10 protein-coding genes and 1 pseudogene are annotated in these 14,149 nt (G+C 70.3%); all 11 read left to right on the top strand.

Translation table 11 applies throughout. From position 1 onward, the window contains the following. Positions 1-70: 70 nt before the first annotated feature. Positions 71-2,008: a delta-60 repeat domain-containing protein gene (locus ACFHVL_RS18035; protein WP_416629309.1), complete on the top strand. Its 1,938-nt coding sequence runs from the start codon at positions 71-73 to the stop codon at positions 2,006-2,008. Between the two features lie 111 nt (positions 2,009-2,119). Further along, positions 2,120-2,668, top strand: a complete 549-nt coding sequence (locus tag ACFHVL_RS18030) for an acyltransferase (protein WP_416629231.1) — start codon at positions 2,120-2,122, stop codon at positions 2,666-2,668. Beyond that, positions 2,661-4,427, top strand: coding sequence for a lipopolysaccharide biosynthesis protein (locus tag ACFHVL_RS18025; protein ID WP_416629230.1), 1,767 nt, complete (start codon positions 2,661-2,663; stop codon positions 4,425-4,427). The genes ACFHVL_RS18030 and ACFHVL_RS18025 overlap by 8 nt, the downstream gene beginning before the upstream one ends. A 46-nt stretch (positions 4,428-4,473) precedes the next feature. Continuing rightward, positions 4,474-5,733 carry an O-antigen ligase family protein gene (locus ACFHVL_RS18020; RefSeq protein WP_416629307.1) on the top strand — a complete coding sequence of 420 codons (1,260 nt, stop codon included), beginning with the start codon at positions 4,474-4,476 and terminating at the stop codon, positions 5,731-5,733. After that, a complete protein-coding gene (locus tag ACFHVL_RS18015) occupies positions 5,730-7,229 on the top strand; it encodes a lipopolysaccharide biosynthesis protein (protein ID WP_416629228.1) in 1,500 nt (499 codons plus the stop codon). The genes ACFHVL_RS18020 and ACFHVL_RS18015 overlap by 4 nt, the downstream gene beginning before the upstream one ends. A 7-nt stretch (positions 7,230-7,236) precedes the next feature. Next, positions 7,237-8,139, top strand: a complete 903-nt coding sequence (locus tag ACFHVL_RS18010) for a sulfotransferase domain-containing protein (protein ID WP_416629227.1) — start codon at positions 7,237-7,239, stop codon at positions 8,137-8,139. Further along, on the top strand, positions 8,136-9,446 hold the full coding sequence (locus ACFHVL_RS18005) for a hypothetical protein (protein WP_416629226.1): 1,311 nt from the start codon (positions 8,136-8,138) through the stop codon (positions 9,444-9,446). The genes ACFHVL_RS18010 and ACFHVL_RS18005 overlap by 4 nt, the downstream gene beginning before the upstream one ends. A 355-nt stretch (positions 9,447-9,801) precedes the next feature. Then, the gene (locus tag ACFHVL_RS18000) at positions 9,802-10,284 is read left to right on the top strand and encodes a UDP-N-acetylglucosamine--LPS N-acetylglucosamine transferase (RefSeq protein ID WP_416629224.1); all 483 of its coding nucleotides are present in this window, start codon (positions 9,802-9,804) and stop codon (positions 10,282-10,284) included. 74 nt (positions 10,285-10,358) lie between these two features. Beyond that, complete coding sequence (locus tag ACFHVL_RS17995; protein ID WP_416629305.1) at positions 10,359-10,982, top strand: glycosyltransferase; 624 nt, start codon at positions 10,359-10,361, stop codon at positions 10,980-10,982. Then, positions 10,979-11,902 carry a glycosyltransferase family 2 protein gene (locus tag ACFHVL_RS17990; protein WP_416629223.1) on the top strand — a complete coding sequence of 308 codons (924 nt, stop codon included), beginning with the start codon at positions 10,979-10,981 and terminating at the stop codon, positions 11,900-11,902. The genes ACFHVL_RS17995 and ACFHVL_RS17990 overlap by 4 nt, the downstream gene beginning before the upstream one ends. A 256-nt stretch (positions 11,903-12,158) precedes the next feature. Beyond that, positions 12,159-14,149, top strand: a pseudogene (locus ACFHVL_RS17985) (hypothetical protein); the annotation flags it as partial.

The raw sequence follows: 14,149 nt of genomic DNA, 5'->3' as shown, positions 1-14,149 counted from the left end.
GGAGGGAAGCGTGAACCAATCCCAGCCTGGCTGGCGTTTGCCCAGCCGGCGTCGACTGTGGACCACGTCCATGGTCGCCGCCGCTTCTTCGGCGGCCCTGGTGCTCGGTGCCACCGCCGCATCGGCCGCGGTCGTGCCCGTTCCGGGCTCGGCCACCCTGGTCTCCACCAATCCGGCCGACCACACCCCACATGCCCGCAACGGCGAGGCCCGAGGCTTCGCCGAGATCGGCGGGGTGATCTTCGTCGGCGGCACGTTCACCGAAGTCCGGCCGGCCGGCACAGCGGACTGGGAGGACCGCCGGTATCTCTTCGCCTACCAACGGTCGACCGGGGCGCTTGTCGCCGGGTTCCAACCGGACCTCGATGGTGCGGTGAACACCCTGGCGGTCACCCCCGCTGGTGAGCTCATCGTCGGTGGAGTCTTTCGCAACGTCAACGGCGAGGAGCGCCGCAACCTGGTCGCCCTCGATCCGGCCACCGGGGCCACGGTGTCGACCTGGGAGGGCCGCTCCGACGGCGGCGTGGTTCGCGACATGGACGTCAGCGACGGCTGGCTCTACATCGGCGGGGCCTTCAACTGGGTCAACGGCACGGCACACGCCGGGGTCGCCCGACTCGACGTCACCACCGGTGCGATCGACCCGACGTTCGACATCGACATCGCGGTTGGCCGGCACGAGGTCTCGCCGTACGTGTGGACGTTGGACGTCTCGCCCGACGGGGACACCCTGGTCTTCGGCGGCAACTTCCGGGAGGTCGACGGCCTGGCGCGCGAGCAGCTCGCGATGGTCGACCTGGTCGGTACCCCGACCCTGACCGACTGGAACAGCAACCACCGCTTCGCGCCCAACTGCTCCTGGCAGACCTTCACCCACTACGTGCAGGATCTGAGCTTCGGCGAGGACAGCAGCTACTTCGTCGTCGGCACCAACGGCGGGGCCGGATGGCCGACGGCGTACTGCGACGCGTTGGTGCGCTACGAGACCGCCACCCGGGGCGGCAACATCAACGGCACCTGGCTCAACTTCACCGGCAACGACACCATCACCTCGGTGGTGGTCCGCGACGGGGTCGCCTACCTCGGCGGCCACTTTCGTTGGCTGAACAACCCGAACCGCAGCGACAACGCCGGCAACGGCGCCGTCGACCGGCTCGGCATCGGTGCGGTCACCGTCGCCACCGGGATGCCGGTCAACTGGAATCCTCGGCGCAGCGGCGGGTCGGCGCTGCCGGCCGGCGCGACCAGCTGGGGTTCGGCCGTGCCGGTGCTCTGGTTCGGCTCCGACGGGCTCTACTTCGGTCACAACTCGGATGGGATGGGCAACGAATACCACGGTCGGCTCGGCATGTTCCCGAATGCGGGCGGGCGTACGATTACCCCCCGGAACCCACCGACGGCCACCACCGGCTACCTGTACCTGCCCTCGGTGACAGGTGACTTGGCCAAGGTGCCTTTCGACGGTACCTCGCTCGGCGTCACGTCGGTCACCAGCCAGCCCAATCTGGCCAACGCGGGGGCGGTGTGGCGGGTGCACGACCGGATCTTCTGGGCCCGTCCGGTCGCCGGTACGACCACCGGCAGCCGGCTGGACATCTCAATGTTCAACGGCAACACGGTCGGCGGGCCCTGGGAGTCCTCGGGGTACAACGCCTGGTTCGACGCACTCTCCCTGAACGCAGCCTTCTACCTCGATGGGCGCCTGTACTACACCCGTACCGGCAGCGGCAACAATCAGCTGTTCTACCGGTACTTCGAGCTGGACGGGAACTATCTCGGGGCCACCGAGTTCACCGTCGCGACGAGTGGTGTGCCGTGGACGTCAGTGCGGGGCATGGCCTGGGTCGGTGGCAACATCGTGTACGGATCCACTGACGGTGGACTGCGTAGTGTGCCGTTCGACCCGACGGCCGACGTCGCGGTGGCCGGCACGGCGAGTGTGGTGATCACGGCGCCTGGCCCGTCGGCCGGCTGGAACAATCGATCGATGTTCTTCGCAGCGGAGTAGTCGATCGGAAACAACTGACCGGTAATCCCGGTGGGTCGGCATCAGCTTCCATGCTGCCGGCCCACCGGGCATTTGTAGGGTGTTACATCTATCGATAGAGAGGGCGGGTCGGTGGGGTCGACCACACGCCGTCACGGGCTGCTGCTGCGGACCGTATTCGCGGTCAAGCGTGGCTACTACCGGCTGCGCTACCCCCGCCTCCAACTCGGCGACGACGTCGAGATCCGGGGCCGGGTCCGCCTCCGACGTGGGGTACGGGTGACGATCGGCGACCGTACCAGGCTCAACAAGCTCGTCCGGTTCGCCGGGCCCGGCGAGGTCAAGATTGGTGCGGATTGCCTGCTGAACGCCACCTGGATCGGGAGCTGGACCACGGTCGAGGTCGGCGATCGCTGTCTGCTGTCGGACTGTGAGCTGATGGACAACGACTTCCACAACCTCCCGCCGCAGCTGCGGCACGAGCCAGCGACCGCGCTCACCCGAGCGCCCATCTCCGTCGGCGCAAACGTCTGGATCGGCGCCCATGCCCTGGTCATGAAGGGCGTCCGGATCGGACGCGACAGTGTCGTCGGTGCCGGGACCATCGTCCGGACCGATGTGCCAGACGGCGTCGTGGTGGTCGGAAACCCGCAACAGATTGTGAAGACATTCGATGAGTGAGCAGCCGCAGCGCACCGTGACCCTCAGCGACCTGCTCCGGGTGCCGCTGCTTCGGTGGCCGATCGTCACCGGCGGCGCGGTCGTCGGGCTACTGCTCGCGATCGGGTACCTGGTGGTGGCGCCGCCGTCCGCCTCGGCGGCGGCGGTCGTCGCGGTCCGACCGGTGGTCACCGATGCGTTCACCTACCCGGGCGCCGGCTCGGACCGTTCGATCAACATGAACGTGGAGAGTGGAATCGCCACCAGCACCGAGGTGCTGGCCCGGATCGCCGACGCGCGCACCGAAGAGGTGGTGGCCGTCCGCCAGGCGCTGCAGATCGAGGTGCCCGCGGGCGGCCAGATCCTGCGGTTCACCTACGCCGCTGGCACCGTCGACACCGCCGTCGAGTCGGTCAACCTCGCCGCCGCCACCTATCTGCAGGTCCGCGAGGAGATGTACGAGCAGCAGCGAGCCGACATGCTCGCCTCCTACGACGAGAGCATCGCGACGGTCGCCGAGCAGCAGTCGGCGGCGCAACGGCGGGCCGCGAACGCGTCCAGCGACACGGCGGCCGACGCGGCGTTGGCCGAGTTCGGGTCGCTGAGCAACCAGCTGACCCAGCTCAACGCCGCGCGTACCGAGATCGCGGCGATCGACGTCACCCCCGGCTGGATCACCCAGACCGCGCAGCAGCAACTCACCGACGCCGGGCAACCCCGTGCCGTGTACCTGGCTGCCGGCCTGCTTGCCGGGCTGGTCCTGGGGATGATGCTGTGCTATCTGCGTGAGTCGGCGGACCGTCGGGTACGCAGCGAGTCGGACGCCGTCGACGCCAGCGGGCTGCCGTTGCTCGGCACGGTCCGTCGGCGTGGGCTGCGCATCGACGGCCGTACCGTCGACGCGGACGTCCGGTACGTCGGCATGGCCATCGCCGAGCAGCTCCGCAAGGAGGTGCGTACCCCGGTCGTGGTGATCTCGTCGCGTAACCGGGAGGACACCACCCCGATGACGGCCAGCCTCGCCGTCGCTCTCGCTGCGGACGGCCAAGACGTCTACGTCGCCGACGACAGTCATCGGGTCGCCGCGCTGCGCGAGGCGCTGCTGTCGGACCGGCGACGGGTGCCGTCGGGCCCGTTCGTGGCTGCGCAGGCCGAGGCCGAACCCCAGCCGCAGACGGCGGCCGGTGACCTCACCCAGCCGGTCGGTGCCGTCGCGCCGCCGGAGCGCAGACCCGGCGACAGTACGGATTCCGACAGCACCATCGTCTTCTCGCTGCCCGGCGCGGACAACGACCGGACCGTCATCCTGCCCCGGATGACGGAATCGGTCGAGCCGGCGGTCGGTGCGCAGCGCCGCCCGTCGCCCCGGCCATCGCCGACGCCGTCCGCAGGCCAGTCCGATCCCACCGTGGCCCGTCCGGCCGGTGGCGGGCCGCCCGGGGCCGAGCGCGGGTCAGCCGGACGCCCGTCGACCAGTGGTTCGGTGATGGCCACTATCCCGGTCCGTACCCTGCCTGCGGATGCGCTCACCGTCGGCGACGGGATGGTCCGCATCGGGCTGTACGCGCAGGCGCCACGCGACGGCAGCATCGTGCTGTTCAACGCCCCACCGGCGGAGTCCGACGAGCGCGGCGTACGGGAGGCGCGGGCCGGCACCGCGATCGTGGTGGTCGAACGGGACCGTACCCGGCTGGCCGACCTGCGTCGGCTCACCGACCGGCTGCGCAGCTCGGGCGCCGAGCCGCTCGGCTTCGTGCTGACCGGCAGCGGCCGTGGCTGAGCTGGGCCGACACCCACCGGCGCTGCCGCTCTGGCCGCTCTGGCTGATGTTCGGCCTGGTGCCGCTCTGGTGGATCACCGGCCTGTTCTACTTCGGCTGGCCGATCTTCGGGGCCCTGCTGCTGCTCATCATGACCGTCCGGGGCCGGATCCCGCTGCCGGTAGGCAGCGGAATCTGGTTGGGTTTCCTGGCGCTGGTCGTCGTCAGCGGCACCCAGCTCACCGCCTTCACCGCGCTGCTCACCTTCGGCCTGCGGCTGGTCTTCTACCTCACCGCGTTGATCGTCTGCTGCTACGTCTACACCCTGGCCCGGGAGCGGACCGCGCTGACCGTACTGCTCGGACCGCTGTGCGCCTTCTTCGTCGGGCTGGTCATCCTCGGCTGGCTGGGGGTGCTGATCCCCCGATTCGAGCTGACCACACCGTTCGAGGTGCTGCTGCCCGGTGAGTTGTCCGGCAACCCGTTCATCCGCGACATGGTGCACGCCGAAGCCACCGAGTACAGCGTCCGGTCACTCAACCCGATCTTCCGGCCGGCGGCGCCGTTCGCCTACACGAACACGTTTGGCAGCACGTACGCCCTGACGTTGCCAGCGGTGGTGGCCTGCCTGCTGCTCGGAGTGCGCGGCCCGGCCCGTACCGTACTGCTGGTCGCGTTGCCGCTGTCGCTGCCGCCGGCCTTCCTCACCCTCAACCGTGGCATGTTCCTCAGCCTCGGGATCGGGCTGGCCATCCTCGGGGCACGGGCCGCCATCCGGGGCAACCTGCGAGTGCTGGCCTCCATGTTCGGCGTACTAGCGGTCGGCGGGTTGGCCGCCCTGGTCATCCCGATCGGTGAGCTGATCGACCAACGGGTCAGTGCCAGTGACACCAACACCGACCGGCTGTCGCTGTATCTGGAGGTACTGCGCTGGGTCCAGCGTTCCCCGCTGCTCGGGTACGGCACCCCGGTCCAGGTCGACACCGTCTCGGCGAATGCGCCCATCGGCACCCAGGGGCAGCTGTGGACGGTGCTGTTCAGCCACGGCATCCCGGCCCTGGTCTGCTTCATCGGTTGGTTCCTGCTGGTGGGGGCCGCCTGCTGGCCGGCCCGGTCGGCGGCCGCCCAGTGGTTGTCGGTCGTGCCACTGATCGGCCTGGTGCAGCTGCCGTTCTATGGACTGGTCAACCAGAATCTCACTGCCGCCTTCTACGTGGCAGCGGTCGCGTTGGCGCTGGTCGAACGGGAACGCCGCGGGTCCGCACCGACCATCCCGCTGGCGGCCCGATCACCGGCGGCCCAGGCACTTCTCGGAGCCGGCCGATGACCACGAGCACCGACCAACGGGAAACCCGGCGCAGCGCCCGCAGCGGCGTCATCGGCCTGGCCGGTGCCGCCGTCAGCGGACTGTTCGGCTTCGTGCTGGCCGTGGTCATCACCCGGGGCTACGGGCCGGCCGGCGCGGGTGCCTTCTTCGCCGCCGTCGGACTGCTCACCGTCGTCACCGCGATCTGCACGCTCGGTGCCGAGACCGGACTGCTCTGGGCGTTGCCGCGGCGGCGGACCGGGCCGACCGGCGACGCGGCCCGGATGCTGCCGGTCGCGTTGCTGCCGCCCCTGCTGCTCGCCGGCGGGACCGCCGTGGTCGGCGTGCTGGCCGCACCGCGGCTCGCCGACGTCCTGTTCGACGAGGCGACGGCGGGCACCGTACGGCTGGTCCAGCTCTGCGCGGTCGGGCTGCCGATCCTGGTGACCGCCGGGCTGCTGCTCGCCGCGGTGCGCGGGGTACGCCCGATCGGCGCCTACGTCGCGGTGCAGTTCTTCCTGCTGCCGATCGGCCGACCGGTACTGGTCGGCCTCGCGGCGGCGGCCAGCGCCACGGTGCTGTTCGGGCTCGTCGGCTGGCTGGTTCCGGCCCTGGTCGCGGTGGCGGCGTGCGCCTGGCTGGTGGTCGGGCCGCTCGGCGTCGGGCGCGGCGTGCGGTTGCGTCCGACGCGGACGGACTGGCGGGACTTCTGGCGCTTCGCGTTGCCGCGTGCCGGCTCGGCCGCGATCGACGCCGGTAGCATGTGGATCGGGGTGCTGCTGGCGGTGGCGCTGGCCGGCCAGACCGAGGCCGGGATCTTCGGCGCGGTCGGCCGCTACATCCTGGCCGGGCAGCTCGCGCTGCAGGGGCTGCGGGTGGCGGTCGCCCCACAGCTGTCCCGGCTGCTCGGCGAGGGCCGGCCGGCCGAGGCCGCCGCGGTGCACCGACAGACGACGACCTGGGCGGTGGTGCTGTCCTGGCCGGTCTACCTGCTGTTGGCGCTGTTCGCGCCCGGCTTCCTGGCCGTCTTCGGCCCGGAGTTCGCCGCCGGTGCCACCGCGATGACCCTGCTCGCGGTGGCGATGCTGGTGAACATCGCGGTCGGCAACGTGCAGACCCTGCTGCTGATGAGCGGCCGCAGCGGGCTGCACCTGCTGGCCGTACTGGTGAACCTGACGGTGACGGTGTCGCTGTCGTTCCTGCTGGCACCCCGGCACGGGGTGCTCGGCGTGGCGATCGCCTGGTCCTGCGGCATCGTGCTGGAGAACCTGATCGCGGCGACCGCGGCCGCGATCGTGATCGGGCAGCCACTGGTGGACCGGTCGATGCTGGTCGCGGCGGCGGCGGTGCTGACCGGGGTCGGCGTGGCCGCCGGTGCGGCGGTTGCGCTGGCCGGCCGGGGCGTGCCTGGCCTGGTGAGCGCGGTGGCCCTGTGCGCGGTGGTGGTGATGGGACTGCTGGCGCTGCCCCGGGTGCGGCGTCAGGTGTGGCGCAGCGTCAGACAGAGAGGTGGGTGAGTCGGTGATGGCCTCGATGAGGGACCGCATCAAGCAGTTGGTGCCAGGTCAGGTGACCGACCGGGTGCGTGAGTCGATGGTGCACTACGGGGTGCGGACCAGCGACCGGCGTCCGTTGCCGGACTTCCTGATCATCGGTACGAAGCGCGGCGGCACCACGTCGCTGTGGAACTACCTGATCCAGCATCCGCTGGTGCCCCGGCTCTTCCCGGCCTGGAACACCAAGGCCAGCCACTACTTCGAGGAGCACTGGTCGCGGGGTGAGGCGTGGTACCGGTCGCATTTCCCGACCCAGCGGCAGCGGGACGCGCTGAGCGCCCGACACGGCGGCCTGGTGCGGGTCGGCGAGGCCGCCCCGCTGTACATGTTCCACCCGACGGCGGCCGAGCGGGTGCAGGCGCTGATGCCACAGGTCCGGCTGATCGCGTTGCTGCGCGACCCGGTGGAACGGGCGTACTCGCATTGGAAGGAGCGACGGACCGAGGGCAAGGAGCCGTTGGACTTCGCCCAGGCGCTGGCCGCCGAGCCGGAGCGCTCTGCCGGTGAACGGGAACGGCTGATCGCCGATCCGGGGTACTTCTCCGAACCGTACGACTGGTACACCTACCGGGCGCGGGGGCGCTACCTGGAGCATCTCGAACCATGGTTGGCGCGGTTCGACCGGTCCCAGTTCCTCTTCCTGACCAGCGAGGAGTTCTACGGCGACACCCGGGACGCGTACCGGCGTACGTTGGAGTTCCTCGAACTGCCCGGTCACGAGCCGGCGGCGTTCAAGGTTTACAACGACCGCCGGTCGGCGCCGATGGACGAGCAGTTGCGGGCCGAGCTGACCGACTACTTCCAGCCGTACAACGACGCTCTGGCCCGCCGGCTCGATCTGCGTCTGGACTGGGCCGGGTCGTCGCGGTGACCGGCGCGGATCCCCGGCTGCGCGACGACGGACTGGGCTGGGTCACCCGGGCGGTGTTCCCGGACGAGCGGCTGCGGTTGACCCTGTCGCCGGCCGACGCGGGGGACCGGCCGGCCGACGCGGCGGGCCCGGTGGCGTCGGCCCGGTCGGCCGGCGACCGGCCCCTGGCGCGGTACGCGGTCGTCCCGTCGGTCGCCGGGGCCCGGTTCCTGCTGCCGCTGGGCAGCCGGCGGGTCACCGCCGCGTCGGTGTGGGCGTACAACGCGCTGCGACCGCCCCGGGTCCGGCTGCCCCGTGCGGTGCTCGGTCTGGCGGCCCGGACCGGGGCGTTGGCGGCGACCCGCCCGGTGGTGTTGACGGTGTCGGCGCCGGCCGACGCCGGGCCGGTCGACGAGTTGATGCTGGTCGACCACCTGGCCGCCCGACTGGGTGGCCAGCGTTGGTACGCGGCGATCGGGGTCCGGCCGCCGGATCCGAACCACAAGCCGACGGTGCAGCTGTTCGATCAGGACGGTCGGCCGCGCGGGTACGCCAAGCTCGGCTGGAACGGCGCGACCCGGTCGCTGGTCCGGGCCGAAGCCGCCGCGTTGTCGCAGGTCGCGGAGGTCTCCGGAGTGGGTGGGCATCCGGTGGTGCCGAAGCTGTTGACCGCCGGTGACTGGTCGGGGCAGGCGGTGACAGTCGTGGAGCCGTTGCCGGCCCGGATCCGGGCGGTCGGATCGGGCGGCCCGCCGCAGGTCGCGGCGGTGTTGGCGCTCGCCCGCCGGGGTGGTGGCCCGGTGCCGCCGCAGCCGTTGGCCGGCTCGGCCTTCCTCGACCGGCTGCGCGGCATCGCCGCCGCTACCCAGGCGGACGCGACAGTGGACGCGCCGGCCGGTAGGCGGGCGTTGGCGGCGGTGAACCGGCTGGCGGACCGGTACGGGTCGGTGCGGGTCGAGTTCGGCCACTGGCACGGTGACTGGGTGCCATGGAACCTGGGTCGGCACGCCGGTACGCTCGTCACCTGGGACTGGGAGCACAGTGGTCCGGACGTGCCCGTGGGGTTCGATCTTGCTCATGAGGCCTTCCAGTGCTCGCTGGTCCTACGTGGCGAGCCGGCTGAGGTGGCAGCTGCGGCAGTGGACACTGCGCTTGGCGGGCTCGCCGCCGAGCTGTGCATCGACTCCGACCAACGTCGTATGATCGTCCAGAGTTATCTGATTGAGATGTGGTTGCGGACGTGGCGGTTGGCTGCTGGGGGTGCCGGTTGGAACCGGGCGCTGCATCCCGCGTTGCTCGACGTCATCGAGCGACGCAGCGTCGACTGAGGTGCAACATGGTCGTGTCCTACTTGCTAGGAGAGGCCCTGTCGGGTGCCCGACCGGAAGAAGGTCACCGATGAGACTGCCTGGCCACAGGGATTGGCTACGGTGACGGTTGTCCCACAAATCCGACTGGCTGGATAGAAGATCTCTCGTGTTTGCGAGTGCGGAAAGTGAGCGGGTGGCTGGGGTGTGGGTGTGTCGAGACGGTAGCGCCCGGTAGGGGTGTCGAGATGAGGCGAGGGTCGGGTGCATCGGCGGACCCCGGACAGCGATCGTCGCCAACTTTTTTCCCGGGTACCGTCCTATATATTCTTTGGTCAAACAGCGGTTGGCCGGCTAGTGAACTCTGGGGGCATCTATGGCCAACAACATGGACGGCGGTGACGGCGCCCCAGTTGTCCTGCTCGTTGGCTCAAGCGGCGGGCATCTTGCCCAGTTGATGGCACTGGAGCCGTGGTACGCGGGCCGCGATCGGTGCTGGGTCACCTTCGACACTCCCGACGCCACTTCGTTGCTGCGCGGCGAAGATGTCGTCTGGGCGCACCATCCCACCACGAGGAACGCCCGCAACCTGATCCGCAACACCTGGCTCGCGGTGCGGATCTTCCGGCGTCGGCAGGTCGCCGCCGTGGTCACCACGGGGGCGGCGGTGGCGGTGCCCTTCGTAGTGCTGTCCTGGCTGCGCCGCGTGCCGGCGGTCTACATCGAGGTCTACGACCGCATCGACACCCCGACGCTCACCGCGCGGCTGTGCCGGCCGTTTCTGTCGGCCATGCTCGTGCAGTGGGAGGAGCAGCGGCGCCAGTACCCGGAGGCAACCGTTGTCGGAAATCTGCTCTAGAAGTCAATTTACGAACAACAATGACATCTTGATGAAACAACCGAAATGGTGACCAGTTCGAGGAGTTGGTCGTGGTGGAATCCGCGCTGTCAAGACCCGAGCTTTCGAATTACGCCGCCCGGATTCCCCGACAGCGGAGTACGCCGCTCACCGGCACGATCCTGGTGGCGGTCGGCACCGACCGGCACCGGTTCGACCGGCTGATCGGCTGGCTGGAGGACTGGTACCCGCCCGCCGCCGACCGGGTCGACCTCGTCGTCCAGTACGGACACAGCCGGGCACCCGACATCGCCGGCGCCACCGCCTTCCTCGACCACGACGCGCTGCAACGTGCCATGTCCCGGGTCGGCCTGGTCGTGTGCCACGGCGGTCCGGCCACCATTCTGGAGGCCCGTCGGCACCGGCACCTGCCCATCGTCGTCCCGCGTGACCCGGCGCTCGGCGAGCACGTCGACGATCACCAGCTGCTGTTCGCCCGCCGGCTGGCCGGCGCCGGCCTGGTCCGGCTCTGCGAGTCGCAGGCATCCCTGGTGGACGCACTGGAAGCCGGCCTGCGCGAGCCCGCGACGTTCGGCATCGGTGCGGACAACGGCACCGACACCGCCCGGCAGGCTGCGGTCGCCCGGGTCGGCGAGATCATCGAAGGGCTGATCTCGGCCGCGAACCCACGTCGGACGCTCGCTCGGCGGGCCCGGTGACCGCGGGCGCCGTGCCGACGGTCAGCGTGGTGGTCCCCACCCGGGACCGCCCGGAGCTGCTCCGCGAAGCGGTCACCGCGATCCGGGCCCAGGACTATCCGGGCGTCATCGAGGTCGTCGTGGTGTACGACCAGTCCACACCTGACCCCACGCTGGCCGACGAGGATCCGCGCCGGCCGGTCCGGGTGCTGGCCAACGATCGCTCCGCCGGCCTGTCCGGGGCCCGCAACTGTGGCATCCTGGCCACCACCGGTGAGCTGGTCGCGTTCTGCGACGACGACGACCGGTGGCTGCCCGGCAAGCTCGCCGCCCAGGTCGCCGAGCTGGCCGCGCACCCGGAGGCGGAGTTCGTCAGCTGCGGCATCCAGGTCAGCTACGACGGCACCACCACCGACCGGGTGCTCGACCGGGACACCGTCCCGCTCGCCGCGCTGCTGCGCGACCGGATGACCGAGCTGCACCCGTCGACGTTCCTGATCCGCCGGGCCGCGCTGGTCGACGGCTTCGGCCTCGTCGACGAGGAAATCCCCGGCAGCTACGCCGAGGACTACGAGTTCCTGCTGCGGGCCGCGCGCAGCGCCCCGCTACGCAACCTGCGGACCCCGTACGTGCTGGTCCGCTGGCACAAGCGGTCCTACTTCGCGCAACGCTGGGACACCATCTCCACCGCGTTGCAGTGGCTGCTGGATCGCTACCCCGAGTTCGCCACCGAACCCGCTGGCGAGGCCCGGGTGGCCGGGCAGATCGCGTTCGCCCAGGCCGCCGCCGGGCACCGGCGCGGCGCGCTGCGCTGGGCCCGGCACACCTTGGCCCGCAACCCGAAGGAGCCCCGCGCATACCTGGCGATCGCCGTGGCCAGCCGGGCGGTCCGTCCGGACATCGTGCTGCGCACCCTGCACCGCCGGGGTCGCGGCATCTGACCCGGGTACGCGCCGCCCTGCTCGTCGGTGTCCACCAGGTCCCCTTTGGATGGCGATTGGCAGGGTTCGCCGCTGCCGTTGGTGCTTGATCCAGTTCGTACTCAGAATCCTCCCAGATTTACGCTCTGACGTCTTTCGGTGACGGTGGGGTCGCCGTAGGGTGCTGGCTACCTGTGTTGATCTTCGGGGGGTGGCTGTGTCGGGTCGTCGGGCTGGGCGGGTGTGGTTGTCGGGTGTGCGGTGCCGGGTCGCTGGGGTGACGGCGGTCGTGGTGGTGGCGTCGGCGTTGGTGGCTCCGCAGGCGGTGGCGGCGCCGGTGGGGTCGGCGGTGGAGCCGGAGGTGGCCCAGCGGTCGGTGCCGGTGGCGGAGCACACGCCGATGGAGGTCGATGAGGCGTCGCTGGCGGATTTCGCGCCGGAGCCTCCGGTGTGGCCACGTGCGGGTTCGGTGGTGGCGGATCTGTCGGGTGGGTCGGCGGCGGTGGAGGTGGGTGGTCTGCCGGTGGTGTTGTCGGCGCCGGTGCCGGTGGGTGATGTGTTGTCGGGTCGGGTGCGGGCGGCGTTGGCGGACACGTCGCGGGTTCCGGGTCGGGTGCGGGTGGAGGTGGTGGATCCGGGTGAGGCGGCGGCGGCCGGTTTGGCGTTGGTGGTGCGGGTGGCGGCGGAGGAGGAGGCGGCTGCGCCGGGTGACGCCGGGGTGCGGTTGGAGTTGGATTATTCGGGGTTCGCTGGTGCGTTCGGTGCGGGGTGGGCGTCGCGGTTGCGGTTGGTGCGGGTGGTGGACTGCGCGTTGGTCGACGTCCAGGATCCGGCGTGTCCGGGCCCGGTGCCGTTGGGGTCGCGTAACGATCCGGTGGCGGGTCGGATCGCGGCTGAGGTGGAGTTGCCGTCGGTGCAGGCGGAGGCTGGTCGGGCCGCGAGCAGCGGCGGTGGTGGGGTGATGGTGGCGTTGATGGCGGCCGGGGGGAGTGAGACGGGGTCGTTCAACCGGACATCGTTGGCGCAGTCGGCGTCGTGGCAGGCGGGGCAGTCGGGGGGTGGGTTCTCGTGGTCGTATCCGTTGGAGGTGCCGCCGTCGCCGGGTGGGTTGGCGCCGGAGGTGTCGTTCGGGTATTCGTCGGCGGCGGTGGATGGTCGGACCAACGGGGAGAATTCGCAGCCGTCGTGGATCGGTGAGGGCTGGGACTTCCATCCGGGGTTCATCGAGCGGGCCTACCGGACGTGCCGCGACGACCTGGAGGGTTTCCCGGCGCACTACCCGAACGCGACGCCGGATCCGTGTTGGCGGGAGCCGAACGCGAAGCTGGTGTGGCAGGGCCAGTCGACGGAGATCGTCCTGGGTGACGGGGACGGCAAGTGGCGGCTGGCCAACGATGACGGGTCGCGGATCGAGCTGCTGCCGAATCGGCACGGCTACACCGAGGGTGGGGAGGCGTGGCGGCTGACCACAACCGACGGTACGCAGTTCTACTTCGGCCGGCAGCGGTTGCCGGGGTGGAACACGGGGGACCGTGAGACGGATTCGGTGATGGGGCAGGCGGTGTTCTCCAACCACACCTGGGAGCCGTGCTACCAGTCGACCGGTTTCTTGTCTTCGCGGTGTTTCATGGCGTACCGGTGGAATCTGGATTATGTCGTGGATGTTCACGGGAACTCGATGTCGTACTGGTACGACCGGGAGTTGAGCCGGGCGGGGATCACCGGGACGGGCACGTATCAGGTGCAGTACGACCGGGGCAGTGTGTTGCGGCGGGTGGAGTACGGCACGGTGGCCGGTGGTGAGGCCGACGCGGTGAACCCGCCGATGCGGGTGTTGTTCGCGGTGGGCGACCGGTGTCTGTCGTCGTGTTGGAGTGGGAGTTCGCCGAACACGGCGAGTTGGCCGGACACGCCGTGGGACATGCAGTGTGACGCGGCGCCGTGCAACAACAACATCGGGCCGTCGTACTTCACCGGGAAGCGGTTGACGTCGGTGACGACGCAGGTGCGGGTCGGCGGGGTGTATCAGGACGTGGACCGGTGGAACCTGAGCCACAGTTTCCCGTCGACGAACGAGTCGACCGCGTTGAACCCGCCGTCGTTGTGGCTGTCGGGGATCCAGCGGACGGGTCTCGCCGGTGGCCAGGCGGCGTTGCCGCAGGTGACGTTCGGTGGTAACCGGTATGCGAACCGCACTGATCACAACGTGTCGGCGGCGGTGCCGGTGACGAACAAGTACCGGATCACCGAGATCAACACCGAGTCGGG

The sequence above is a fragment of the Micromonospora sp. LOL_023 genome (assembly GCF_048060115.1).
Lineage (GTDB): Bacteria > Actinomycetota > Actinomycetes > Mycobacteriales > Micromonosporaceae > Micromonospora_E.
Note: the sequence above shows the minus strand (reverse complement) of the source record. Positions and strands in the feature narration are given on the sequence as shown.